The following is a 24,743-nucleotide window of genomic DNA, read 5'->3' as shown; positions in this document are numbered from 1 at the left end:
AGTATATTTATCATTATAGCAGTATCAAAATAAAACAACGGAAGTGGTGAACAATCAAAAACTTTTGATTTCATTCAACCACTCCCGTTGTAACGTGTATAGTGTTATCTCGTTTTATTTTATACTAAAATCTTTTCATCGTTTGATTTTTTCTCTTTGTAAACGACTAACTTGCCATCGTCAGATTTGCGTAATTGACGTTTTTTCATGATACCCCATAAAGGAACTGCAATAAAGATAGATGAGAAGACGCCACAGATTAAACCGATTAACAACGCTAATGAGAAATTAAAGATACTAGAAGCACCGAAAATTAATAGCGCTACTACTACTATAACTACTGTTAACACAGTATTAATGGAACGCGTCATCGTTTGTTTGATTGAACGATTGACAATATCATCTATTTGCTGAGGTTCGGTAATAACCTTAACCTTATGCAAGTTTTCACGTACTCTATCAAATGTTACGATTGTATCATTTAGCGAGTAACCAATGATTGTAAGGACTGCTGCAATAAAGGTAATATCTACCTCGATTCTAAACAAGCTAAATACTGCTACAATCATAAATGCATCATGTAAGAGCGCTAAAATAGAGGACAGACCCATGCGCCATTCAAAACGTAAAGAAATATAAATGATAATGCCAATAGCAGCATATATCAATGCCATCATGGCATTTTTAGCCAATTCTTGACCAATCACAGGAGACACAGTGTTTACTGTAGGATCATGTCCAAATGTCTTATCAACTGTGTTTTTAATTTTAGCAACTTGATCTTTGTTAAGATCATTTTTGAATTGCACACTGATATTTTTACCATTTTCACCTATAGATACTTGATCGGGTTTAAAGTTATCTTTTTCTAATGTCTGGGTCACTTTATCTTGTGACACTTTGTTATCTGCTTCAAAATCGACACGAGTACCACTTGTAAAGTCGATTCCCAAGTTCAATCTAAAGACAAATAGTATTATCGCTCCGATAATAATAATTATGACACTTAAAGATAATAAAGGTTTTGCTAATTTCACAAAATTCCATTTTTCATAAGGTGTTTTTAAATCGTGTACATCTTTACCGTCATTAATATCAAATCGTTCTGATTTTTTAACTCCAAACCAACTTAGTTTGTTTTTGAAATAGTTAGATGACACTAGTAACGATAGTAAGCCTCTGGATAAGAATACCGCTGTTACAAAAATCATTAATATACCGAGTAATAACATTGTCGCGAAACCTTTAACAGAACTTTCACCAAAGAAGAATAATACTGCTGCTGCGATAACTGTTGTTAAGTTTGCATCGACAATCGTTAAGAACGAGCTCTTATTCGCTTTTTTATAGGCTTGTTTTAAAGTACGGCCAACTTTGAGCTCATCTTTTATTCGTTCATACATTATAATATTAGCGTCGACTGCCATACCTACACCGAGCACTAATGCTGCCAGGCCTGGTAAAGTTAAGACACCTGAAATGAAGTTGAATGCAACCATAACTAGATATATATAAGTAGTTAACGCAATAATCGCTACTAAACCAGGTAATCTATAAAATCCTAGCATAAATAAGTAAATAATCGCTACACCGATTATAGACGCTAAAATTGTTTTATCTAATGCATCTTGTCCAAATTGTGCACCAACAGAGTTTGAATAAATTTCATTTAAATCAACTGGTAATGATCCGGCATTTAACAAGTCTGCAATTTGTTTTGCTTCTTGAACACCTTTCTCACCATTAAATCCACCTGAAATTTCTACGCTGTCTGAATTAATTGGCTTATCAACAGATGCTGCTGAAACATATTTTGGATCTTTTTTAGATTTTTCTTTTTGATATGAGTCGCCTTTTTCATAATCTAACCATACGACCATAACATTTTCTTTTTTCTTAGAGATTTCTTCTGTTACTTTTTTAAATTTGTCACTGTCTTTTAATTTAAAAGTAACAGCAGGTTGGTTCGTATTTTGTTTAAATTCTTGTTTAGCAGAACCTTGTTGAATATCTTTTCCTGTTAACTTAATGTTATCATCAGCATCACGTATCGTTAAATTGGCTTGTGATGATAAGATTTCACGGGCTTGTGATTGATTTTCAACTCCCGCTAACTGCACTCGTATCCGATTTTGATCTTCTACTTGGATTTTTGGTTCAGATACACCAAGCACATTCACACGATTCTCCAAGGTTTTAGCAGTAGCTTGAACTGCATCGTTATCGATTTTATCTCCTTCTTGTAAAGGATCTACTTGATAAAGGACTTCAAAGCCACCTTGTAAATCTAAACCTAAGTTAACATCCTTTACTACGTTTTTATAAGTCAGTCCCATTCCTGCAAATAGAATGACGACGAGTAATAAAAACGCGACTATTTTACTACTTTTTTTCACGTCAACACCTCATTGTATACTTATACTTAAAGAATACTTTATAAAATTATATTTGTGCAAGTCATAATAGGTTTACACATACTTTGTTAAGCGACCTATATATCTTAACATATCACAATATCAACAAAAACCCACATTACTTATGTAACTAAAACGTCATATAGCGCAAAATTATTGTAAAATAAAAAAATTGATAGGAAATCATTATTCCTACCAATTTCAGTATTATTAAAATTAAGATGGATCAACCTGTTTAATAGCAGGTTTTTCTAAAGTAAGTTCAGTACCGTTTCCATTTAATGTTAACACTACTGTTGTTTCATCAACACTGCGAACTGTACCTTTAATACCACCGATTGTAGTAACACGTTGTCCTGAGTGGATTTGTGAAACCATTTCACGATGCTCTTTTGCTTTTTTCTGTTGTGGTCTAATTAAGAAGAACCACATTAATGCTAATAATAAAATTGGTAAAATTAATGAAGTAAATTCCATTATCTATTTCTCCTCTTTAAAAGTTTTTAGGGTTATCTACATTTAGTCCATATTGTTCAAAGAATTCTTCTTTAAAATCAAGAAGCCGATCTTCACGAATCGCTTGTCGGACATTTTCCATTAATTTAAGTAGGAAATGTAAATTATGATATGTAGTAAGACGTATTCCAAACGTTTCCTCTGCCTTAATTAAATGTCTCAAATATGCACGACTATAATTTTTACATGTGTAACAATCACAATCAGGATCCAAAGGTCCAAAATCTTCAGCATATTTTGCATTTTTAATGACCACACGTCCTTCAGATGTCATACATGTACCGTTTCTGGCAATACGTGTAGGTAACACACAATCAAACATATCCATACCACGAATACTACATTCTATCAATGCATCTGGTGAGCCTACGCCCATCAAATACCTTGGTTTATCCTTTGGCATAAATTGCTCCGTGTGTTCTACCATGTCATACATTACTGGTTTTGGTTCGCCAACAGATAAACCACCAATAGCATAGCCAGGAAAATCTAGCGCTACAAGTTCTTCAGCACTTTGTTGCCTTAAATCTTTATACTCACCGCCTTGGATAATTCCAAACAGTGCTTGATCTTCAGGTCGACTATGTGCTTGCAAACATCTTTCAGCCCATCTCGTTGTACGTTCAATTGAATCTTTAACATATTTATATTCAGCCGGCATTGGTGGACATTCATCAAATGCCATCATAATATCTGATCCAAGATCATTTTGAATTTGCATAGCTTTTTCAGGGCTTAAAAATAATTTCGAACCATTTGTGTGATGTCTAAATTCGACACCTTCCTCAGAAATATTTCTCAAATTACTTAAACTAAATACCTGAAAACCACCTGAATCAGTAAGTATAGGACCATTCCAATTCATGAACTGATGTAATCCCCCACTCTTACGAATGATATCATTTCCTGGTTGTAACCACAAATGATACGTATTTCCAAGTATGATTTTTGCTTCCATATTGTGTAATTCTTCGGGGCTCATTGTTTTTACTGTCGCTTTTGTTCCAACAGGCATAAACATTGGTGTTTCAAATGAACCGTGGGGTGTATGAACAATACCCAAGCGTGCACCTGATTGCTTACAAGTTTTTATATGTTCGTATGTAACTGCAGGCATAGTTATCTCCTTCCCTTCCCTAAATAATTAACATTGCATCTCCAAAACTAAAAAATCTATATCGTTCATCTACCGCTGTGCGATAAGCATTTAAAATATTTTCTCGTGTACTAAATGCGGATACTAACATCACTAACGTTGATTTTGGTAAATGGAAATTAGTAATCAACCCATCTACACCTTTAAATTCAAATCCTGGGTAAATAAATATATCAGTCCAGCCACTTGCCGCTAAAAATTGATCATTTGTTTGACGTATTGTTTCTAATGTTCTTGTTGAAGTTGTACCAACTGAAATGATACGTCCACCTTGTGACTGCGTTGCATTTAATAAATCCGCAGTATCTTGAGTCATTTGATAGTATTCGCTGTGCATTTCGTGATCATTAATATCTTCAACACTGACTGGTCTAAAAGTACCTAAACCGACATGTAAAGTAATAAAGGCAATGTTGATACCTTTTGCTTTAATATCAGCTAATAACGTATCTGTAAAATGTAAACCGGCTGTTGGTGCAGCTGCAGAGCCTGCTTCTTTGGCATAAACTGTTTGATATCTATCAGGATCGTCTAAGCGCTCTTTAATATATGGTGGTAGCGGCATTTCACCTAATTCATCTAATCGTTCTTGTAATATCCCATCAAAATGTAGACGCATGATACGTCCACCTTGATTTAAGGTTTCTATACATTCAGCAATAATTTTACCTTCACCAAAGTTTAGCTTATCACCAACTTTAATACGCTTTGCAGGTTTTAAAAGTACTTCCCAATCATTACCTTCTATTTGAGTTAACATTAGCATTTCAACTTTCGCACCAGTTTCTTCTTTTATACCAAATAAGCGAGCTGGCATAACTCTTGTATCATTTAAAACCAATGTATCACCCGGATTAAGGTAATCGATGATATCTTTAAAATGATGATGTTCAATATCACCATTATTTTTGCCTAATACTAACAATCTACTTTGATCTCTATTCTTTAATGGTGTTTGAGCGATTAAGTCCTCAGGCAAATGGTAGTCAAATTGTTCAATATCCAATACTAGTCCTTCTTTCCATTATTACTAAAATGTTCATGTGCATAAGCAGTTGCTTTACGCCCTCTTGGTGTTCGCTCTATAAACCCTTTCTGTATAAGAAAAGGTTCGTAGACATCTTCTATAGTGATCCGTTCCTCACCAATTGATACAGCAATTGTATCCAGTCCTACCGGTCCACCATTATATTGTTGAATAATACAATTCATCATTTTATGATCGATATAATCCAAACCTTCATCATCAACTTGTAACAACTGTAATGCTCTTTTTGTTGTTTCGATATAGATTTGATCATCATCATTAACTTGTTGAAAATCACGGACACGTTTGAGTAATCTATTGGCAACTCGTGGTGTACCTCGACTCCGCTTTGCTAATTCTTCTGCACTTTCTTCATCAATTGTGGTACCAAGTACTTCAGCAGTTCGGATAATAATTTCTTTCAATTCATGATTTTGATAATATTCTAATCTAAGATGTACTCCAAATCTATCTCTTAGTGGTGCAGTTAAACTACCTGCTCTTGTAGTAGCACCCACTAAAGTAAATGGTGGTAAATCAATGCGAATACTTCGTGCTTCTTCACCTTTTCCAATTATAATATCAAGGAAAAAGTCTTCCATAGCTGGGTATAACACTTCTTCCACTACACTACTCAAACGGTGTATCTCATCAATAAACAAGACATCGCCAGGTTGAAGACCTGATAATATTGCCGCTAAATCTCCAGGACGTTCCAATGAGGGTCCAGACACAGTGCGAATATTAACGTCCATTTCAGTAGCAATAATATTAGATAATGTTGTTTTTCCTAATCCTGGGGGACCAAAAAGTAATACATGATCTAATGGTTCTTCTCTCAGCTTTGCTGCTTTAATAAAGACTTCTAAATTAGACTTAATTGAAGATTGGCCAATATACTGACGCAATCTTGTAGGTCGCAATGATAACTCAAAGGAAGATTCATCTTCATGCATTGACTGATCAACCATTCTATCGTCCATTTCATTCACCCCATACTTCATTAATTCAATCTTATGATACTAAAATTTGTAATCCACGTTTTACTGCATCATCTACAGTTAGATTAGACTCTTTTGCCAAGACTTTCTCTACTTTTGAAATTTCACGTTTGGAATAACCTAATGCTTCAAGTGCCATTAATGCTTCTTTGATTATAGCTGATTGACCATCTGTCGAAGCATCTATAGTTAATAACGTATCGCTATTTTCTTCAGTAATTTGAACCTTGCCTTTCAAATCTAAGACAATTTGACGTGCTGTTTTCTTACCAATCCCTGGGAACTTAGTTAAATACGAATCATTTTCATTTTCAATAGCTTGTTTCACTTCGCTTGGTGAACTACTCGCCAAAATAGCTAAAGCAGATTTAGGTCCAATACCCGTAACTTTTATTAAACTTAAGAACATGTCTTTTTCTTCTTCATTAATAAAGCCATATAATAATTGTGCATCTTCACGTACAATAAACGATGTGTATACTTTCACTTCTTGATTCAATTGCTGTTGAAAGCGATATGAATTTGGAGTTTGTATTTCATAACCAATACCACTTGTTTCTATTACTAGATGCGTAGGAAACAACTGGGTTAACTTTCCTATAATATATGCGTACACTTCAACACTTCCTTATATTGTCATACTTATTAATTCAACTTTTGATACATAATCTATTGTTTGTAGCGACGCTATAACATCATCAATTTCTAAATTAGTTCCTTTAGCATCTAATGATACCGTTATTGTCGCCCTATTATCCATAGGTATACTTTGATGAATTGTTAATACGGATAAATTTAATGCTGACAATTTATTTAGCACTTCTGCCAACATACCAATAATATCATTGACATATAAGATTAATGTAAATTCCTTTGTATTTTCCATCTTTTCGTCGACGGGAAAGATTGTATCCCGATACTTATAAAAAGCACTTCGTGATAAATCAAACTGTTTAACTGCTTCGAAAATGGACAGTGTGGGATCGTTTTTCAAAGCATCTTTAATCATTAATGTTTTTACAACTGACTCTGGTAATACATCTTCACGAATTAAATAAAACTTTTTATAATCTTTGCTGTCCATCCTAAGCACCTCTATTCAATAAATTCAAACTCGCCGCCTAAAATTCTAACTATATCACCATTTTCACAACCACGTGCTCTAAGTGCATCATCGATACCCATAGAACGCATTTGTCTAGCAAATCGTCTAACTGCAGGGTCGCTGTTAAAGTCAGTCATTTTGAACATACGTTCAATTGCTTTACCTTTAACAACATAAGCACCATCATCATCACGTGTAATCGTAAACGTATCTTGATTTGGTGTATGTTTATAAAGCACTCTGTTGACTCCAAGTTCTTCTTTTTCACTATAATCGACATCTTTTACTGTATTTAGTGTATCAGCGATGGTGTACAACAACTTATCTAAGTTTTCACGTGTAAATGTCGATAGCGGAATAATACTAACATTATCATCATTCAATTGTTCTTTAAATAAAGTTAAGTTATCTTCCGAATCTGGCATATCCATCTTATTAGCCACAATTATTTGTGGCCTTTCTTCTAAACGGCTTGCATATGCTCTTAATTCTTTATTAATAATTTGATAATCTTCGTAAGGATCTCGTCCTTCAGAACCGCTCATATCAATCATATGTACGATAACTTTAGTACGTTCTACATGACGTAAAAATTGATGTCCTAAGCCGACACCATCTGCCGCACCTTCGATTAGACCTGGTAAATCAGCCATAACAAAACTTCTATTATCCGGTGTTGATACTACACCCAAATTGGGTTTAATTGTTGTGAAATGGTATGCTCCAATTTTAGGTTTAGCTTTAGAAACAATTGATAACAATGTTGATTTACCTACACTAGGAAAGCCAACTAAACCTACATCTGCCATTAATTTCAGTTCTAAAGTAACTTCTATTTCTTCACCTGGTTCACCATTTTCACTAAAATCTGGTGCCGGATTTCTTGGTGATGCAAAGCGAGAATTCCCGCGTCCACCACGTCCACCTTTAGCTATACTAGCTCGTTGACCATGTTCAACCAAATCAGCAAGGATTTCTTCTGTTTCAACACTTTTTATAATCGTACCTGGTGGAACTTTAAGTACTAAATCTTCTGCATTTTTACCATGCATATTACTACTTTGACCTGCTTCACCTGTTTTGGCTTTAAAATGACTTTGGTATCTAAAATCCAATAACGTTCTTAGTCCTTCGTCCACTTCAAATACAACAGATGCGCCATTACCACCATCACCGCCAGCGGGGCCACCAAATGGTACATATTTTTCTCTTCTATATGCGGTAATACCATTACCACCATCACCAGCTTTAAGTGATATTTTCACTTGATCGACAAACATCTTCTCACCTCTTTTTTCTCGGTTTTATTTCAATATCCTTTATATTATATCATTAAGTTGTTCTATAGAAAATAAAGACAAAAAATAAACACCAGAAGTTAAGACTTCTGGTGTTAACAAAGACAAATTACTCAGCAGCTGAATATACAGATACTTGTTTTTTGTCGCGACCTTTACGTTCGAATTTTACAACGCCGTCGATTTTAGCGAATAATGTATCGTCACCACCGCGACCTACATTTTCACCAGGATAAATTTTTGTACCACGTTGACGGAATAAAATTGAACCGCCTGTAACATATTGTCCATCTGCGCGTTTAGCACCTAAACGTTTTGATTCAGAGTCACGTCCGTTTTTTGTAGAACTTACCCCTTTTTTAGATGCGAAGAACTGTAAGTTTAATTTTAGCATTGAGTTGCACCTCACTTATAATTTAGTCTAATATTTTCGTTGTACTCTTCTTCTATGGTTTGTAGTGACACAAGCATAGCTTGAAGAATTAATTGTGCTTGTTCATTATTGGTATCGACACTTCTTATATGAAAATGTCCTCCATCGTCATTATAGTCTATATCTGGCTTTTCGCTTGTAAGTCCCATAATCGCATTTACGCTACCGAACAATACTGCTGAAGCACCGGCACAAACTATATCATGTCCATAATCACCATAATCAGCGTGACCGTCCATTATAACGTCGGTCACTCGACCGTCGTCATTTAATGTAACATCGACTGTAATCATAATTATGCGTTGATTTTGTCGATAGTTAATTTAGTGTAAGGTTGACGATGTCCTTTTTTACGTTTAGAGTCTTTACGACGTTTGTAAGTAAAGACAGTGATTTTCTTGCCACGTCCTTGTTTTTGAACTGTAGCTGAAACTGTAGCACCTTCTACTGTTGGAGCACCAACTTTAACTGCGTCTCCACCTACGAATAATACTTTGTCAAAAGTGAATGCGTCACCTTCATTTACGTCTAATTTTTCAACGAAGATTTCTTGGCCTTCTTCAACTTTGATTTGTTTTCCACCTGTTTCAATAATAGCAAACATACTTTGCACCTCCTATAATTTAAGTCACGCCAACTACAGGTGACATAATGTACTTATAACCTGTAATCGAGCGGTTGTATGTAGCTTGAAACTACTCAACTACTGCATTTTAGCATTACCGTTTCTTGCTGTCAATCTTCAATTGTAGTTTTTCAAAAAATTTGGTAGTAATCGGAAAGAGTATAATGAGCAATACAATATTTAATATTAATGTAGGAACAAGTCTGAACGCTAAGAAGTCGATTAAATCAAACTGAATGAGGCCAATTGCTCCATACATAATAGCTGCATATATTTCGATTGCTATAGTGTTGACTATAATAATTATAAAAAGCATTTCTTTGTCTCGGTAAAACACCTTGAAAAAAAAGTCCATTACAACTACTAACAAAATATAGCCAAACAAGTATAAGCCATAAAATGCCCCGAAATATAAATCCGAAACCAAACCAAAGACAATCGCTAACACTAAAGCAACTCCAAAACTACGATAGATACAAACGATTAGTATATACATTAATGTTAAATGTGGGACAAAAATAATCGCCTTACTACCAATCTGCATCGGTATTAATAAACCAACAATTGTATCTATGTAAAATAAAACTACACCGATTAAAAAGTAGTATAAGGCTCTCATTATTCTACACCACTTTCATTTTCAGACGTTGCTGCACTTTCATCAGGTATTGTTTGTGGATCTCGTTTTGCAACATATACATGATTTAAATCGGCTAGTGAAGCTGCAGGTTTAACCCTAATCTCTTTAGACAAACCATATTGATCATTTTCTACTTTTGTTACTTCACCTATGTAAAGACTACTTGGCAACTGATCTGCCAAACCACTCGTTACTACTTTGTCACCCTTTTCAACTTTATCTTTGTTATTGATATCAGTAATAACAAGCTCTTCTTTCTTAGCGTCATATTGATCAATTAATCCAAACACATTTTTATCATCATGTTGAATGTTAACTGATAAACGATTAGAACGGGTATTAGTCGAAATCAAATCCACCTGAGATGAAAATTGATTTACTTTGGAAATTCGGCCAACTAAACCTTCAGAAGTCATAACAGCCATATTACTTTCCACGCCATTCTTTGATCCTTTATCTATGACAAATGTATTCATCCATTGATCAGGATTTCTTGACAATACTGTGCTAGAAATAGGGTCATACTTAGAAATATCTTCTATATCTAATTCTTTTTTATATTTCTTATTGTCAGCTTTCAGGCGTTGATTTTCCGCTTCTAACTGTTGTTCCTTATTTGAAGGTTTGTCATTATTCGATGTAGAAAATAAATCTCCAATGAAACCAGAAACAAATTGTACAGGATAACTCACAGCACGTTGTCCAAAAGCTACAGTATCTCCTACATACTGTTCAGCATGTAATTGAGATTGCGACCTTAAAGAAATTCCTATCAAAGATATAAAAACTATAATGGCACACAAAATAACAATGAGTTTGTTATTTCTAAAAAACTTTGACAAACTAAACACCTCTATTAGCACACTTTAAATTTTCAATTCTCTTATCATTTTATAGCACAAACGTATTGAAATAAAGCCATAACCCTAGCAATTTCACTACGAAATTTACTTTCCCTAAAACTTTATATTTCAATCTTGATTTACTACTTCATAATAAATTTTCTACTTTAACTTTATATAAATTTATATATCTTATTATACCAAGAAAAGTGATAAAGATACTAAAATAACTTATACATTTTCACCATTTTCTATTGATGCTACTGTTATTTACTTAAAATCGTAGGAAAACTCTATCTATCCCTATATTGATAACTTACTATGTTATTTGGACAGCTGATACATTTTTGCATCCAGTTTTATTAAATTGAAGCCACAATAAAGTGAAAGACCAGAACATAATTATGCTCCAGCCTTTCAATCAAACGCTATGCGTCTTTATCAGTATTTGATTCTGATTTAGATTCATCAGAATCTTTCTGATCTTCTTTATATAAGGTTTCATCCTTACGCCAGCGAGCAAATAAATTTTGCGCCTTAGATTGCTCGTCTGCTTTCTTATCTTTAGATTGTTCACTCATTTTTAGACACCAACCTTTACATTCATTCTCAAGATTAAAGTAACTTATTTAATCACAGAATTCAAACTATTAGTCGTATGCTTCCCGTGGTTTTAATTCTATATCTTGACTTAACCGTTGTAAATCTTGGTGCATTTCTATTTCTGTAGAGTACACCCTAATTGAATCTTCACCAAATTTATAGATAATAAATTTATCTCTTCTTTGACCAGCAAGGTACTCATCATTATAACCCATTCGTCCTAAACCAGAAACAGACATAAATTCTTTTTTATTTAACCAGTCAAATACTTGTTTAGTTTGTCCTAAAGGTACGTTATTTAATAAATCATTATCTTCAACAGAATAACGTTGTCCCCTAGTTAGTTGAGGATCTGTAGTATTACTTTGATATGATGGTTTATTTTCATACATCGGATTCCACTCTTGATCCTTTAAAAATGGTGCATATTTCAAGGCAAAAAACACAATTATAATAATTGCTATAACAGCTATTATATTTTTAACAATACTGAAAATAAACCTCATGAAATCGCTCCTCCTAATTTCTTATAATTATAGCCTTACCGTGTCCAAATCACATCAGACTACAGCCTTAATTTATTCATAACTTTTGACTGATATAAAAACATCGCAAATTATAGTAAAATACATATAAAGGGAGTGAACTTAATGAGTATTCTAACTATTATACTTCTAGCATTATTAGTTATTTTATTTTTCAGAGTTGGTTTATCTATCCTACGTTTCTTAATTTCAGTAGGAATAATCATCTTATGTATTTACTTAGGTTATCAAGGCGTACTATGGATAATGGATTACTTTAACCTTAGTTTTAATTTCATACCATAAAGCAAGAGGCTTTGGCAATTTGTCTTAGCCTCTTCATTTAAATTTTTTACCAATACGTTGATATATTGCATAACAACCACATAATAAACAAGCCCAGATTATTCCAACAATGATACCACTTATTAAATAACTAAAAAACGCACGCCCTTGTTGACCAACTATTGCAATAATAATACTCGCTCCAATAGCCCCTATGAGTGAGTAAATTAACGTTTTTACAAACACTTGTTTATCAATTTTTCGTTGCGCTTGAACAACACGCATTATATAAATAATTGGAATAAACAAACCTATAAGAAGCACGATTCCCAAATTATCACCTCGTACATATTTAATATAAATTCTACCTCAATGTGCTTGCGCATCACATTGTCTAGTATATATCTAAACCACATAATTAATTATTTTCATACTTATACACTATTTAAAATTTAACATCATATTATTGCTCTTTATAATATACATTGGTATAGCAAAGAATGACAAAACAAGACAATTATTTAGTAGTATTTTTGCATTGATGTCCATATTGCCCCGTAATAAATGTCGTATCTATGTGTACCGATGAATATACTAAATTATAAACTCAATTTAATCAAAGTGGATGCAAACGCCAAACCTCCACCAAAACCGACTAACAACATTTTGTCTCCTTGTTGTACTTTACCTTCTTTAAGCGCTAAATCAATCGCTAATGGAATTGTCGCAGAGGAAGTATTGCCGTAATAAGCAAGACTCATTAAAGCTTTATCAACATTTATTTGCGCTTTATCACAAATAGACTCTATCATGCGCGCATTTGCACTATGCGGTACAAACCAATCTATATCTTGTGGTGTCATATCAACTTTGGTCAATGTTTGATGGATAATACTAGGTATGTTTCCAACTGCCCACTTATACACGCCTCGTCCATTTTGAACGATGTTGCCCTCATTTTCTAACTCATTACCATACATCTCTGATGATAACGCAGAACAATATAAGTTCTCAGCCTTTGCACCATCAGAACCCGAATGACTTGTTATAAAACTAGGATCAGATTCAACATATTCAACTAAAAACACACCTGCACCATCGCCAAATAATATACATTTATTACGGTCTGTGTAATCAGTGATTTTAGATAATGCTTCTGAACCAACTACTAATACCTTTTTGTTTTGACCAGAGCTAATTAACCCGTTGGCAACATTCAAACCATAAGTAAAACCAGCACATGCAGCATTTAAATCCATCGCACCTGCGTTTGTTAATCCTAAACGACCTTGAATGTATGATGCAACACTCGGTGTATGGTAATCAGGAGTAATGGTAGCATGTATAATCATATCTACATCAGATAAATCTACATCGTATTTCTGTTGCAAATCCATTATAGCCTTATAACTCATATCACTAGTATATTCATCTGCTTCAGTAATGCGACGTTCGATTATACCAGTACGTTGTCGTATCCAGTCATCAGAAGTTTCTACAATTTGTTCAAAATCAGCATTCGTCATAATTTTAGATGGTACATAAGCGCCTTGAGCAGTAATTCTCGCATAAGATTTCATTAAACCTCTCCCTTTATATCTTAAGTTACTAGCTAAATAATGTATATAAATAATATCATTTATATACATTATTTAATACATTTTTGAATAAAAATAAAAGCAGCGGTAACGATATCGGTTACCACTGCTTACAACAATAATCACTCACTATTTAATTGCTATCTTAATTGGTCAATATTTTCGATACCTTCAATTTTACCTTCTTTATCGGCATAAACTTTAATAGTATAACTATTGCTCGTATTATCATCGTAAATTAATGCTCCATCAGCCTGATGTATAGTCGCACTGCCATGATAATTTTGGAATTCTTGTACAGTAATTTTTTGGGGTACGATAAAGACGCGATTCACTTCATCATCTTTAAAATTAACACCAACATTGCCATAAACCCACACACGCACATCATCGACTTTAATTTTATCATCAGGGCTGCCCAACTCATTTTCTAAACTGTCTCGTTTAATACCTTTAGTAATATTGGCATAGCCGTCGCGACGATCAGCATGCATAAAGTCATTACTAAATTGACTCGATAACACATCTACTTTCGGCTTATCTCGTTTACCTTCTTTTTGTTCAGAAGCTGTATTTGGTGCACTAAAATTGACATTTTCTTTAATAAAATAATACGCACCATAAAATATGCCACACACTAATAAGGTAAATATAATAATCGCCAGTGTAATTAAAATAATTTTAGTTTTATTATTTCCCTGCATATTTTATCCCTCATTAAACTTCAGATTATCCTATATAGATATATAATATAATAACCTAAATTACTAATTAAATCTATTCGATTCTGTAATTCTATAAGGGTTTATAGCCAAAATTTCTAGCTATTGTACACGCCTACTCTAAATCGTATAAATTGTTCTTACTTATTTTTCAACTTGTATTTTGCATAATCCAAGTAAATACAAACACTAAAATATAAATATAAATTAATACAAAAACCATTGCTAATAGACTTTTTATTAACAATCTTCCTACTTTAAAAAGCATAGATAAAATAAAAGCCAGTATAATTACTGTTGTAATACTCATGTTCTTCACTCCTCAGAGTTTTTGTTCTAAGTTGCTTCAACTAAACTAGCTCACCATTTAAACACCTATTTTATTTGATAAACTTTTTATACTTATACTATAGTACTAAAATTCAGCTCTTTGCACTAGATACAACTTTAAATAATTTAATCCCACAATCTATATACAAAGAATAGTTATTGATTTAAAAATAAATTTTCTTTAATAATTATACTTATATGAATACGAATTTTATACTTTATTTATAAATTATTTTTAGTTTGGCATCGTGAATTACATACTTTTCAACTTAGTTAGTTGTCATTTCATTAATTTTAAATTAATAGATGAAGGAGTAACTAACATGACAAAGGAGGAATTTACATGACAGGCACACCTTTATTACTAGCAGTATTAGACTTTTTACAAAATAATTTTCTTTAATCAAAAAAGACCGAAATCATCATCTCATACTCAAAATTACAATTGACCAATCCATTTGTGTGGATTGGTCTCAAACTGTCGACAAAGTCTCTGATTTTGTGGGCAGTTTTTAAGTAGCAGCTGCTTGTGGATTTATGAATGCTATTTAAATTTTGCTCGAATATCGTTTAGACGTACAAACAAATTTATACGCGTATATGTAACATATAACCTTAAAGAGCTACAAGATTTTAGAAAAACAAAAAACGTCAATTACTATATAACCTTTATAGCAATTAACGTTTATGTTACAGTCTGAAAAGTCACCCCACATATCCTACGAATTTAAACAAATTCTTCATAATCGTAAGGGTTTTGACCTTCCACACGACCTGCTTCACCTTTATCTAGTGAATTTATTTTTTCAATATCCGAACTTGCTAATTCAAAATTTAAATACTCAAAGTTACTACGTTGATGCTTGTAATTATCTGATTTAACAATCGGGAAAACACCTAGTTGATTAACCCAATTCATTATTACTTGTGCCGGTGTTCGATTATATTTTTGAGCTATATCTAAAATTGTATCATTAACAAGTACATCATTTATTTCACGTCCTAATGGACTCCATGCTTCTGATACTATACCTCGTTTACTATTTTCATGAATAAGATCTTTATTATTAAAATAGGGTTGAATTTCAATTTGATTTGTAGCTGGTGTGACACCAGTAGCTTCAATAATACGATCTAAATGCTCAGGCATAAAATTAGAAACACCAATCGTTTTAATCAGACCATATTTTTGTGCATCAATTAAAGCTTTCCACGCATCGACATATTTACCTTGTTTAGGGTTTGGCCATTGCACAAGATATTTATCAAAATAGTCAAGACCGGTGCGATATAATGATTCTTGAATAATATGGATAGCCTTATCATAGTCATGATTTGAACCAGGTAGTTTCGCACTCACATAAATATCTTCACGAGCAATATGTGAACGACGAATCGCTTCTCCAACCATACCTTCGTTGTTGTAATTAGTTGACGTATCAATAAGTCTATAGCCAATGTCTAACGCATTTTGTACAGCATTGACACCTGTACCACCTTGAATATTAACCGTTCCTAATCCAACATGTGGAAGTATAGTTCCATCATTTAATTCAAAATTATTATTTAAAGCCATAAATTAGCCTACCTTCCCTAGTAAATTTATAATATATTTAATCACTACATTTAAGTTTACCCGAAAGGATTTTCACTTAATCAATAAGCCTTATGACACTCATTCACAAATAAAAAACCATTTGCGTTACAACAAATGGTTAAGTCACATCTAATATTAATCTTTTTGTACTTCTTCGACTGTTTCTTCTACTTCTTGACGAGATATTTTTTCGCGACCATTTTTCATTGCTTTGAGTGTTTTATGAGCTAATGCTAATGGTAATCTGCAAAATAGTAAAATTGTCTTCTTATTAATAGACTTCATATATTCATCGGCTTTAGCCAAATTTTCATCTGCATAATCGAATAAGTCTTGACGCGTCCAATCATCCGGGACAAAACTTACACCACGTTCGTCATAATCTTCTTGTTCGTTACGCAAAATATTTACCGCTTGTAGTCCACGGCCATAGCCAATCGCTAAGTCTCTGTCTGTTTTCACTCCAGCACTTTGTTCCCATATATCTGACAACATCACACCTACGAGACCAGCAACATAATATGTATAATCATCTAAATCTTCTTTCGTTTGAATATTCCAATCCGCTTTCACCCATTTGGCCATACCATATGCCATTTCGTGAGCACTATTCATTACGATGTGCACAGTATTTTCAGGACACGCACGTAACCAATCACCTAAGCGTAAAGTGACCTCTGGCATTTTATTTTTAACTGGTGCCAAAAGTTGCAGATACTGTTCTTCATCAAAAGGTTGTTTTAATAAGTCACTTACTTGCATTAAAATAGTATGTTTCGTGTCATTCTCTACTTCTTCATGATCTTCAATTTCATCAATTGCTCTCATTACTAAATAAGCAGAGGCTACCGTATGTTTTAATTCTTTGTCTAAAAAAGTAATCGGTATATAAAATGTACGACTCGTTTCTTTTAATACACGCATTGCATCTTTTGGGAAATTCTTCTGTGTCATAGTCATTATTACCTCCCTAGTTAAATACTATCATAATTTTAAATAGTTATTGGTATTGTATCGAAAATGTCAGTTTGATGCTAACAACAGCATTAATGTATTAGATTTTAGTGACATAATATCGTCCTAAAATCACCTAATAATAATCCATATTAATGATATTACAAAAATATAGCTATAAAAGGGAGTGGGACAGAAATCTGATTTTGAAAAAATGATTTCGTCGTCCCACCCCGGCAAGGATGACTAGCGTTGAAAAAAGCTTGGTTTAAAGCGCATTTTCAATGCAGTCAGCTACTGCCAACACGAAAAAAGGTTTCGACTAAAACATGAAGTATGTACCAATACTAAAAAGTAAAAAGAATGAAAAAAAGAGATAAAGATTACTAATGCGTATTTTGCTGTTTTCATGTCATGACCTCCCTTCAAGAAAATGAATATGTATAAAATAGTTGCATAAAGCTTTAGTTGAAATACAATTTATTGATTTTCATTGCATCATAACCATTAGTCATATCTATAAAATAAGGCAATTGCCACTGTTGAGTGTTAGTAGCACTCTTATTCAAATCTTCACACCATAAAGGGTAAAGACGGAAGGACATTTTACCTTTGTGAGCATTTGTAGTAATGATGCCTTTGTCTATTAATATTTCTTTGGTAAATATAAACTGCCCTTTATATTGATTATCGATAATATTTATCACTAACTTATCATCAAAATCCGCTTCATTAAACGGTATGTTCTTAGCAAACTCGTTTTTATGCCATAAAGCAACAAAATACCCTGCCTTTTTAGGCGTCTTTTTGGCTAATCTACTTTTAATCCTTTGCTTACCAACAGAGAAGTTTAGCGCTTCATAATCATTGTTCCATCTTTCTCTTTCAAAGTTAGTTATTGTTAGATTTGTATGTACAGTGCTTAAGTCATTAAAAAGCGTACAACTTTTAAATAATTGTTGCATAACGCTCCTCCCTCTCTATTTTTAATATTAATATATTCACCAAGATTAGAAACATAAAGTTAATGATATAACTGATAGCATTAACTCAAACTATGATTTTAATAAATGTTCAACTTTTACCTTAGTAGTGACGTTATTTGAATTAGTTAAGCAATTTCGTCATGGTAGCAAGTTCTAAAAGTTGGTTATTTGGTTTAGTGAGTATTTTCTTATCACTGATAACATATCCTAAATCACTGTAAAATTTCATATTTTTAGTAACATTCATACGCACTTTGCAGACCAATTCAGTTATGCCATTCTGGTAAGAATGATATTCCAAATAATTTAATAACTGCTTGCCAATACCTCTACCTTGAACTTTTGGATCAATAGAAACTCTGTGAAAACTCAAAGCTTGATTATTAATTTTAAACCTTAACATCCCAACTGGTTTATCTGCATCATATGCAATAATTGCTTCTTCCTTATGATGTAAAAATGATTTTCTAATATCATCTTCCTTTTCTAGTAATGCAGTAGACGGCACCTTAACATTTGCGTATTCTGCAAATGCATCCATCATTAACTTATGTATTATCGCAACATCTTCAATCGTTGCCTTTTTAAAATGCATTTCACACACCTACTTTTAATTTTCATTTAATCAGCTGAATTTAAGACTTAAAGCACTTCATAACTCATATCAATACATATTTATACTGAAATATACTCTATCAATATTATCAAATAACATTCTACAAATATATTACATATAAATTATCAACTCAATTTATCATTCGGCCATTTTTGTATTATTATTCATCATATCAAATCAAACCAATCACCAATAATAACATTAAATACAGTATAAAATTAAAATAAACCTAAATTATTATTGAATTATTATACATTATAAAGTATTATTAATTATAATTTCAACAAGCAAGAAGGTGTTATAAATGTTTTTGGTAAATTACGAAAGTAAATTTTTACCTTATATAATGAGTTACCAACTGACTTACGATCAAATTCATTTTCCTAAAACCCCATCCGTTCATATCAATAATGCACAGTATAATTCTGATATGAATTGTATTCTCGGATTTAATGTCGACAATAACTTAGTTACCTTTTTTGTTTTACAACAAGCAAGCGAATATGCTCAGTATTTTACATCTACTAAAAATGCCACAATTTTTTTAAAAGCTTTTTCAACCGATGCTAGATTTCTACAAAACGGATACGCTAAATCGTGTTTATTGCTATTAGACGATTTTATTAAAACACACTATCCACACGTTCAATTTATAGCACTTGTAGTCAATGAAGATAATGTAATTTCTTATAATTTATATAATTCAGTCGGGTTTTACAACACAGGACAAACTATTCTAAAATACGGTGTTAAACAACAATTATTACAAAAAACGATTAACCATTAAGTTAATCTTGATATACAAATCCAACACTTTTCATGGTTGGTTTTTACCATTAATCTTCCGCTATAACTGTAATTATATGTATTTCCATTAATGCAATATTTTGATATAGCCCTCCAATACATCTTTAATCTTCTATATTTAACTCTTGTAATATAATAATACCCCACAGTTTTATCGTACTGTGGGGTAAGTGTATAAATTAAGATAAATCTTTTCTTTTCATTTTGTCCATTTCTAACTGAGCTTGTTTCTTCTTACTTTTTTGCGCATTGTCCCATTGTCCAAATAAGAATAATAAACCTATAATTCCAAATATAATGGTACCTATCAGATTTAATCCTATTTGCCCAGATAGATATAAATATGTGATCGTGATGATAAACAACACTGGTATAATAGCACCAATTAATTTATTTCCGGTTTTAGATAAAAAATATTGTATGGCTAATATTAGTGCATATAATAGTACTGGTACGAAAATCATTATCTTACTCAAATTGTATCAGTCTCCTTTTTCTTTTTTATAGATATCGAGTAACCGTTTTGCATCATTTAAGTCTAATTTTTCTTCAATCGCTAACTTTTTAATATGATTAATTAATGTATCTTCTTTATCATCTTGTACTGATTCAATTTTAGTTATTACATTGTTTAATCGTTGCCTTAATGTAGGATACGAAACGTCATAGTATTTTGCTAAAGCTTTCAATGAACCTGAGTTAACCATAAAATTTTTAATAAATTCAAGATCTTCACTTTCGAGATTACTCATCCAATAAGGCATATCACTGTTTTTCATAACTTCCCTCCTAATGATTAGGATAGCATAATCTTTAATAATGTTCAATTTTACTTCAATAATATTAAACTTTAATTAATCTATATTGATTAATTGGGAATGATTGTTAATAATTTACATTAATATATTATTTTATATTATCATTTAAGGCATAATTAAATGCACTCCTGTCCTTCAAACTAGGTGTGCATTTAGTTATGTTAGCGTTAATTACACTTTTTTAAGTTGATTTTCCATACCTTTAATCAAAGTATCCTTCTTCTACAAGACTGACATAACTACCATTACCAATAATGATATGGTCTATAATGTCGATACCTAATATTTCACCACATTGAATTAAACGTTTTGTAGTTTGAATATCCTCATCAGAAGGTGTTGCATCCCCTGATGGATGATTATGGACTACAATAATTGCATTACTTGCCCACTGAATTGCCGCATTGAACAATTCTCTCGGATGTACAATAGCGCTTGTAAGCGTCCCTTTAAAAATGGTCTGTTTTTTAATTACTATATTTTTAGAATTTAAAAATAATGCTACAAATATTTCTTGTGTTAAATGTTGCATTTCTCCCATCAAAAATGTTGCCACATCTTGAGGACTTGTTATTTTGATTTGGCTTTCAATGCTACCTGAATGCATTCTTTCTCCTAATTCGAAAGCAGCTTTTAATACAATAGCTTTATATGTACCTATTCCCTTTATATTTTGCAAATCACTAATAGTTAACTTTTTTAAATAATGAATACTATCGACAGTACTTAAGATTTCATGTGCTATATCTATACTAGAAAATCCCTTTCTCCCAGTATTTAATAATATAGCTAATAATTCCGCATTAGATAAATGTTCAGCTCCTTTATATAACAAGCGCTCACGTGGTTTTTCTGAAGTTGCAAGATCTTTAATTTTCAATATAGTTCAACTCCTAAAATGGAATAATATTAAAAGAAGTAATGACTAGTGCAAGAAAGATAAAAGGTATGAGGGGTAATTTGGCTTGAACATTTCGATGAATAAGCCAATGAAGCAAACCAATTATACCAGCTAAGATAAATGTAATCATGAAAATGTGTAATAGATGAGGTGCTGGGACAAATAAACTTAAATATGAAAATACGAGAATATCACCGTACCCGATGGCATCCTTAAATAATAAAAAGAAGCAATGTAATACGAAAGTAATGATAAAAAACTGAGGTAAATAAAAAGGTGCTAATACTACACCACAAATTACTGCAATAACAATTATATGTAGTGGAATAGATAAAGTTACGAGGTCATTAATAGCTAAAGTGAGTAACACAAGGACAAGTAATAGAAAAGTAGTATCGTCTAAAATCACATCAAAATGATACAAACAGATACCTATAACCACTGCAGTCAATTCCCCTACGAAATAACTATAATGTAGTGGCTGTTTGCAACAATGTGTGCGTCCACATTGTAAAATATAACTGACGACTGGAATTAGGCGATACAATGGTAGTACTTTTTGGCATAAATCACATTGAGAACGCTTGAACAGACGCCGAATAGAAAGCGTTGAAAACGTTGAAATTTGATACAAAAAGCTGAATAAAACAGAACAAAAAATAACATTGATAATCATGTATCACACTCCCACTTAAATTATAGCACCATCAACTCCCCTCTAATACTAAATTCTCATTTAATCAATAAGTGTGTTAGTAATACAAAGTTCTAATAATTTACACTACTCATTTATCCACGAAGTAACGTTTAAAACACTATTTCACACTATTATTTTTAGCTAGATTCAAGTCTTACATGTAATTTTTAGTTATATAATTGTCTGAATAAAACTATAAGTATTTATGGCTCATATTATTATTTTTTCAACACATTTTTCCTAATTCAAATTATGCAACTAGAATTTATATCATCGAATAATTTTATAAAATTATTGTGTTATTTCTATATCAGTTTATTATGTCGTTTGCTATAATAAAAATATGGACCTAAAATAATTTTCAATATAATCTTTGTAAATATTCTGGTATTAGTTAGTATGTATTTTTGAATTGTTGTGAATTTTATTTTATAACTATAATCAACACCCGTTTATTATACACAAACTTTTTAGTATAAAACACAGCAATAAAAATTATTACAAAATCATACTTTACAGTTATTGCAATCGATATTTTAGTAGCAATGGAAATAAGCATAACTCATGGGAGAATCGAAAAATAATACAAAACATTTTTACATTGTTCATTGTATGAATTTTAAGATTAAGAGTTGTGTTACAGTATAGGGGGTTTCAAATGATATACACTGTTACATCAACATTACCACCGTTACATGGTGGTAGAACGAAATCATTATTAGAAAGAAGTAAGTTTTTAGATCAAGCGTTAAATATACCTACTACTATATTAACTACAAATTATAATGCTAATTACAATGATGTTTATAGAAAGTTTTTAACAGAAGGAAAAGTAACTGAAAACATACGTTATGATAATATTTATGATTGGTTGGCTGACTACAAGTTACTCTCATGTTCAGAGCCTTACGATAGTAGCACAACAACATATATAGAAACTTCAGTAAAAATTGAAGGTTTAACTCATGTAGTGGATACTTCCAAACATATAGTGCGTTATTATAGCAACGATAAAACCTATGTTCTTTATAGAAAGTTTAAAGAAAATACTAACATACTTGAATTTGAAGATTTTATGTCAACCATAAGTAAAAAAAGAATACAGCGTTGGCAATACAATAATTATGGTGTATTACATAAAAAATTACATTACTCACCTAATAGTAAAAAACGAATTTATGAAGAGTTCTTTGACAAAAATGGAAATATTTATTGTACAAAGATGTTCGAAGATAATGAAAAAAATAGTTTAATTTACATACAAACGTATAGACATGGCAGACCACACCTGACTTTCAAAACAGAAAAGCAGTTGTTTCAACACTATTTTGAAAATAAATTTAACGAAAATGATGTTGTCTTTTGTGATGCACGATTATTAGATAAACCATTATTAAACCAACAAAATAAAACTAAAAATATACTCGTATTTCATAGCAGTCATTTAAATGACAATAAAACAATTAACCAATCATATAAAATGGCTTTAGAAAATCCACAAAAGGTTACCCAATATTTACTACTAACAGAAAAACAAAAATCAGATATACTCAATGTTACTAACATTGATCCTGATAAAATTTCAATAATTCCACATTTTATAATGCCGCATCAATCTACTGATAATGTAGAGCAATTAGATAGATTTGTTTTTATAGGTCGTATAGCTGAAGAGAAACAAATCAATCATATCTTATACGCATATCATAACTTCCTAAAATCTGGATTTACTACTAAATTATCTATATATGGTAGAGATGAATTCGGACAACAGCGGAAGCTAGAACAATTAATTGAAGAATTGGAATTACAAGATAATATTGATATAAATGGATTTACAAATAATCCATTAATGGAATTCCAAAAATCAAAAGCTTCATTATTAACAAGTTCGTTTGAAGGCTTCGGATTATCTGTTATGGAAAGTATCAATGTAGGTTGTCCAGTCATTTCATATGATGTACGATATGGCCCTTCTGAAATTATTGACCATGGTAAAAATGGTTACCTTGTAGAGCAGGACAATATATCTGAATTAACAAAATATATGAAACTTATTATCGAACAGCCATTACAAAATGTTCACACAAAACCTGAATTAACTTTTGAAAGTGCTAAACAGAATTACAAACAATTATTTGACTCAATTGAATATTCATATTAAAACACAAGTGTTTCAGGTCGTAAATAAGCCTTTCGCATTAATTGAACTGACCCCAATTAGTGGGAATAAAATAAAAACACTTTC

At 31.9% G+C, this 24,743-nt stretch carries 30 protein-coding genes and 1 other annotated feature; of the genes, 3 read left to right on the top strand and 27 right to left on the bottom strand.

Going from position 1 to position 24,743, the window contains the following annotated elements:
- Positions 1 to 119: 119 nt before the first annotated feature.
- From secDF to MUA37_RS05975, 15 genes are all read right to left on the bottom strand, one after another.
- Positions 120 to 2,396, bottom strand: a complete 2,277-nt coding sequence (gene secDF, locus MUA37_RS06045) for a protein translocase subunit SecDF (protein ID WP_142019612.1) — start codon at positions 2,394 to 2,396, stop codon at positions 120 to 122.
- Between the two features lie 234 nt (positions 2,397 to 2,630).
- Positions 2,631 to 2,891, bottom strand: a complete 261-nt coding sequence (gene yajC, locus MUA37_RS06040; RefSeq protein ID WP_214336994.1) for a preprotein translocase subunit YajC — start codon at positions 2,889 to 2,891, stop codon at positions 2,631 to 2,633.
- A gap of 16 nt (positions 2,892 to 2,907) precedes the next feature.
- Positions 2,908 to 4,047 carry a tRNA guanosine(34) transglycosylase Tgt gene (gene tgt / locus MUA37_RS06035; protein ID WP_002510444.1) on the bottom strand — a complete coding sequence of 380 codons (1,140 nt, stop codon included), beginning with the start codon at positions 4,045 to 4,047 and terminating at the stop codon, positions 2,908 to 2,910.
- 19 nt (positions 4,048 to 4,066) lie between these two features.
- Entirely contained in the window at positions 4,067 to 5,092 is a 1,026-nt protein-coding gene (queA, locus tag MUA37_RS06030; RefSeq protein WP_214336992.1) for a tRNA preQ1(34) S-adenosylmethionine ribosyltransferase-isomerase QueA, read from the bottom strand.
- Positions 5,093 to 5,094: 2 nt separating this feature from the next.
- Entirely contained in the window at positions 5,095 to 6,096 is a 1,002-nt protein-coding gene (gene ruvB, locus MUA37_RS06025) for a Holliday junction branch migration DNA helicase RuvB (protein WP_002510442.1), read from the bottom strand.
- A gap of 31 nt (positions 6,097 to 6,127) precedes the next feature.
- On the bottom strand, positions 6,128 to 6,730 hold the full coding sequence (ruvA, locus tag MUA37_RS06020) for a Holliday junction branch migration protein RuvA (RefSeq protein WP_142019610.1): 603 nt from the start codon (positions 6,728 to 6,730) through the stop codon (positions 6,128 to 6,130).
- A 12-nt stretch (positions 6,731 to 6,742) separates the two neighbouring features.
- A complete protein-coding gene (locus MUA37_RS06015; protein ID WP_002510440.1) occupies positions 6,743 to 7,198 on the bottom strand; it encodes an ACT domain-containing protein in 456 nt (151 codons plus the stop codon).
- Positions 7,199 to 7,209: 11 nt separating this feature from the next.
- The gene (gene obgE, locus MUA37_RS06010; RefSeq protein WP_002510439.1) at positions 7,210 to 8,499 is read right to left on the bottom strand and encodes a GTPase ObgE; all 1,290 of its coding nucleotides are present in this window, start codon (positions 8,497 to 8,499) and stop codon (positions 7,210 to 7,212) included.
- 127 nt (positions 8,500 to 8,626) lie between these two features.
- Complete coding sequence (gene rpmA, locus MUA37_RS06005; RefSeq protein WP_002510438.1) at positions 8,627 to 8,911, bottom strand: 50S ribosomal protein L27; 285 nt, start codon at positions 8,909 to 8,911, stop codon at positions 8,627 to 8,629.
- Between the two features lie 11 nt (positions 8,912 to 8,922).
- The gene (locus MUA37_RS06000) at positions 8,923 to 9,243 is read right to left on the bottom strand and encodes a ribosomal-processing cysteine protease Prp (protein ID WP_002510437.1); all 321 of its coding nucleotides are present in this window, start codon (positions 9,241 to 9,243) and stop codon (positions 8,923 to 8,925) included.
- Between the two features lie 2 nt (positions 9,244 to 9,245).
- A complete protein-coding gene (gene rplU, locus MUA37_RS05995) occupies positions 9,246 to 9,554 on the bottom strand; it encodes a 50S ribosomal protein L21 (RefSeq protein WP_002510436.1) in 309 nt (102 codons plus the stop codon).
- Positions 9,555 to 9,566: 12 nt separating this feature from the next.
- Positions 9,567 to 9,640: a sequence feature (ribosomal protein L21 leader region), on the bottom strand.
- Between the two features lie 29 nt (positions 9,641 to 9,669).
- The gene (mreD, locus tag MUA37_RS05990) at positions 9,670 to 10,194 is read right to left on the bottom strand and encodes a rod shape-determining protein MreD (protein ID WP_002510435.1); all 525 of its coding nucleotides are present in this window, start codon (positions 10,192 to 10,194) and stop codon (positions 9,670 to 9,672) included.
- Positions 10,194 to 11,057, bottom strand: coding sequence for a rod shape-determining protein MreC (gene mreC, locus MUA37_RS05985; protein ID WP_262624898.1), 864 nt, complete (start codon positions 11,055 to 11,057; stop codon positions 10,194 to 10,196). The genes mreD and mreC overlap by 1 nt, the downstream gene beginning before the upstream one ends.
- 428 nt (positions 11,058 to 11,485) lie before the next feature.
- The gene (locus MUA37_RS05980; RefSeq protein WP_002510433.1) at positions 11,486 to 11,638 is read right to left on the bottom strand and encodes a hypothetical protein; all 153 of its coding nucleotides are present in this window, start codon (positions 11,636 to 11,638) and stop codon (positions 11,486 to 11,488) included.
- 69 nt (positions 11,639 to 11,707) lie between these two features.
- Positions 11,708 to 12,166, bottom strand: a complete 459-nt coding sequence (locus MUA37_RS05975) for a DUF4930 family protein (RefSeq protein WP_002510432.1) — start codon at positions 12,164 to 12,166, stop codon at positions 11,708 to 11,710.
- Positions 12,167 to 12,310: 144 nt separating this feature from the next.
- On the opposite strand from MUA37_RS05975, the gene MUA37_RS05970 reads away from it, so the two are divergent.
- Positions 12,311 to 12,490 (top strand): hypothetical protein, encoded by a 180-nt coding sequence (locus tag MUA37_RS05970; protein ID WP_082435629.1) that lies wholly within the window; start codon positions 12,311 to 12,313, stop codon positions 12,488 to 12,490.
- A gap of 33 nt (positions 12,491 to 12,523) precedes the next feature.
- Here MUA37_RS05970 and MUA37_RS05965 read toward each other — a convergent pair whose 3' ends face one another.
- The 8 genes from MUA37_RS05965 to MUA37_RS05930 form a co-directional block, all read right to left on the bottom strand.
- Positions 12,524 to 12,802, bottom strand: a complete 279-nt coding sequence (locus tag MUA37_RS05965) for a hypothetical protein (protein ID WP_002510431.1) — start codon at positions 12,800 to 12,802, stop codon at positions 12,524 to 12,526.
- A gap of 266 nt (positions 12,803 to 13,068) precedes the next feature.
- Positions 13,069 to 14,049 (bottom strand): ketoacyl-ACP synthase III, encoded by a 981-nt coding sequence (locus MUA37_RS05960; protein ID WP_262624897.1) that lies wholly within the window; start codon positions 14,047 to 14,049, stop codon positions 13,069 to 13,071.
- A 158-nt stretch (positions 14,050 to 14,207) separates the two neighbouring features.
- On the bottom strand, positions 14,208 to 14,771 hold the full coding sequence (locus MUA37_RS05955) for a hypothetical protein (RefSeq protein WP_002510429.1): 564 nt from the start codon (positions 14,769 to 14,771) through the stop codon (positions 14,208 to 14,210).
- 169 nt (positions 14,772 to 14,940) lie between these two features.
- Complete coding sequence (locus MUA37_RS05950; RefSeq protein ID WP_021459221.1) at positions 14,941 to 15,099, bottom strand: hypothetical protein; 159 nt, start codon at positions 15,097 to 15,099, stop codon at positions 14,941 to 14,943.
- Between the two features lie 747 nt (positions 15,100 to 15,846).
- Entirely contained in the window at positions 15,847 to 16,695 is an 849-nt protein-coding gene (locus MUA37_RS05945) for an aldo/keto reductase (RefSeq protein WP_262624896.1), read from the bottom strand.
- 156 nt (positions 16,696 to 16,851) lie between these two features.
- On the bottom strand, positions 16,852 to 17,670 hold the full coding sequence (locus MUA37_RS05940) for a squalene/phytoene synthase family protein (protein ID WP_142019608.1): 819 nt from the start codon (positions 17,668 to 17,670) through the stop codon (positions 16,852 to 16,854).
- A 464-nt stretch (positions 17,671 to 18,134) separates the two neighbouring features.
- Entirely contained in the window at positions 18,135 to 18,635 is a 501-nt protein-coding gene (locus MUA37_RS05935) for a MepB family protein (RefSeq protein WP_107376979.1), read from the bottom strand.
- Between the two features lie 142 nt (positions 18,636 to 18,777).
- Complete coding sequence (locus MUA37_RS05930; RefSeq protein ID WP_002510180.1) at positions 18,778 to 19,251, bottom strand: GNAT family N-acetyltransferase; 474 nt, start codon at positions 19,249 to 19,251, stop codon at positions 18,778 to 18,780.
- Between the two features lie 325 nt (positions 19,252 to 19,576).
- Between MUA37_RS05930 and MUA37_RS05925 the strand changes: the two genes are divergently transcribed.
- Entirely contained in the window at positions 19,577 to 20,059 is a 483-nt protein-coding gene (locus MUA37_RS05925; RefSeq protein WP_262624895.1) for a hypothetical protein, read from the top strand.
- Positions 20,060 to 20,258: 199 nt separating this feature from the next.
- Here the strand turns inward: MUA37_RS05925 and MUA37_RS05920 are convergent, their stop codons facing one another.
- From MUA37_RS05920 to MUA37_RS05905, 4 genes are all read right to left on the bottom strand, one after another.
- On the bottom strand, positions 20,259 to 20,555 hold the full coding sequence (locus MUA37_RS05920) for a hypothetical protein (protein ID WP_142019604.1): 297 nt from the start codon (positions 20,553 to 20,555) through the stop codon (positions 20,259 to 20,261).
- 6 nt (positions 20,556 to 20,561) lie between these two features.
- Positions 20,562 to 20,858 carry a DUF2089 family protein gene (locus MUA37_RS05915; RefSeq protein ID WP_142019603.1) on the bottom strand — a complete coding sequence of 99 codons (297 nt, stop codon included), beginning with the start codon at positions 20,856 to 20,858 and terminating at the stop codon, positions 20,562 to 20,564.
- Between the two features lie 241 nt (positions 20,859 to 21,099).
- Positions 21,100 to 21,777: a RadC family protein gene (gene radC / locus MUA37_RS05910; protein WP_002510182.1), complete on the bottom strand. Its 678-nt coding sequence runs from the start codon at positions 21,775 to 21,777 to the stop codon at positions 21,100 to 21,102.
- 13 nt (positions 21,778 to 21,790) lie between these two features.
- Positions 21,791 to 22,474: a prepilin peptidase gene (locus MUA37_RS05905; protein ID WP_031266636.1), complete on the bottom strand. Its 684-nt coding sequence runs from the start codon at positions 22,472 to 22,474 to the stop codon at positions 21,791 to 21,793.
- 679 nt (positions 22,475 to 23,153) lie between these two features.
- Here MUA37_RS05905 and MUA37_RS05900 point away from each other — a divergent pair.
- Positions 23,154 to 24,659 (top strand): glycosyltransferase, encoded by a 1,506-nt coding sequence (locus MUA37_RS05900; RefSeq protein ID WP_107374192.1) that lies wholly within the window; start codon positions 23,154 to 23,156, stop codon positions 24,657 to 24,659.
- Positions 24,660 to 24,743: the final 84 nt, after the last annotated feature.

The sequence above is a fragment of the Staphylococcus arlettae genome (genome assembly GCF_025560845.1).
GTDB lineage: Bacteria > Bacillota > Bacilli > Staphylococcales > Staphylococcaceae > Staphylococcus > Staphylococcus arlettae.
Note: the sequence above shows the minus strand (reverse complement) of the source record. Positions and strands in the feature narration are given on the sequence as shown.

What these genes read in the sequence shown, in the direction of transcription:
- rpmA (WP_002510438.1), bottom strand. Translation starts at nt 8,911, where the DNA reads ATGCTAAAATTAAACTTACAGTTCTTCGCATCTAAAAAAGGGGTAAGT.
- rplU (WP_002510436.1), bottom strand. Translation starts at nt 9,554, where the DNA reads ATGTTTGCTATTATTGAAACAGGTGGAAAACAAATCAAAGTTGAAGAA.
- MUA37_RS05975 (WP_002510432.1), bottom strand. Translation starts at nt 12,166, where the DNA reads ATGAGGTTTATTTTCAGTATTGTTAAAAATATAATAGCTGTTATAGCA.
- MUA37_RS05960 (WP_262624897.1), bottom strand. Translation starts at nt 14,049, where the DNA reads ATGAAATCTTATGCGAGAATTACTGCTCAAGGCGCTTATGTACCATCT.
- MUA37_RS05970 (WP_082435629.1), top strand. Translation starts at nt 12,311, where the DNA reads ATGAGTATTCTAACTATTATACTTCTAGCATTATTAGTTATTTTATTT.
- ruvB (WP_002510442.1), bottom strand. Translation starts at nt 6,096, where the DNA reads ATGGACGATAGAATGGTTGATCAGTCAATGCATGAAGATGAATCTTCC.
- MUA37_RS05980 (WP_002510433.1), bottom strand. Translation starts at nt 11,638, where the DNA reads ATGAGTGAACAATCTAAAGATAAGAAAGCAGACGAGCAATCTAAGGCG.
- MUA37_RS05945 (WP_262624896.1), bottom strand. Translation starts at nt 16,695, where the DNA reads ATGGCTTTAAATAATAATTTTGAATTAAATGATGGAACTATACTTCCA.
- MUA37_RS05935 (WP_107376979.1), bottom strand. Translation starts at nt 18,635, where the DNA reads ATGCAACAATTATTTAAAAGTTGTACGCTTTTTAATGACTTAAGCACT.
- tgt (WP_002510444.1), bottom strand. Translation starts at nt 4,047, where the DNA reads ATGCCTGCAGTTACATACGAACATATAAAAACTTGTAAGCAATCAGGT.
- MUA37_RS05925 (WP_262624895.1), top strand. Translation starts at nt 19,577, where the DNA reads ATGTTTTTGGTAAATTACGAAAGTAAATTTTTACCTTATATAATGAGT.
- MUA37_RS05955 (WP_002510429.1), bottom strand. Translation starts at nt 14,771, where the DNA reads ATGCAGGGAAATAATAAAACTAAAATTATTTTAATTACACTGGCGATT.
- MUA37_RS06000 (WP_002510437.1), bottom strand. Translation starts at nt 9,243, where the DNA reads ATGATTACAGTCGATGTTACATTAAATGACGACGGTCGAGTGACCGAC.
- MUA37_RS05915 (WP_142019603.1), bottom strand. Translation starts at nt 20,858, where the DNA reads ATGAAAAACAGTGATATGCCTTATTGGATGAGTAATCTCGAAAGTGAA.
- mreD (WP_002510435.1), bottom strand. Translation starts at nt 10,194, where the DNA reads ATGAGAGCCTTATACTACTTTTTAATCGGTGTAGTTTTATTTTACATA.
- MUA37_RS05940 (WP_142019608.1), bottom strand. Translation starts at nt 17,670, where the DNA reads ATGACACAGAAGAATTTCCCAAAAGATGCAATGCGTGTATTAAAAGAA.
- obgE (WP_002510439.1), bottom strand. Translation starts at nt 8,499, where the DNA reads ATGTTTGTCGATCAAGTGAAAATATCACTTAAAGCTGGTGATGGTGGT.
- MUA37_RS05950 (WP_021459221.1), bottom strand. Translation starts at nt 15,099, where the DNA reads ATGAGTATTACAACAGTAATTATACTGGCTTTTATTTTATCTATGCTT.
- MUA37_RS05905 (WP_031266636.1), bottom strand. Translation starts at nt 22,474, where the DNA reads ATGATTATCAATGTTATTTTTTGTTCTGTTTTATTCAGCTTTTTGTAT.
- MUA37_RS05930 (WP_002510180.1), bottom strand. Translation starts at nt 19,251, where the DNA reads ATGCATTTTAAAAAGGCAACGATTGAAGATGTTGCGATAATACATAAG.
- yajC (WP_214336994.1), bottom strand. Translation starts at nt 2,891, where the DNA reads ATGGAATTTACTTCATTAATTTTACCAATTTTATTATTAGCATTAATG.
- MUA37_RS06015 (WP_002510440.1), bottom strand. Translation starts at nt 7,198, where the DNA reads ATGGACAGCAAAGATTATAAAAAGTTTTATTTAATTCGTGAAGATGTA.
- MUA37_RS05900 (WP_107374192.1), top strand. Translation starts at nt 23,154, where the DNA reads ATGATATACACTGTTACATCAACATTACCACCGTTACATGGTGGTAGA.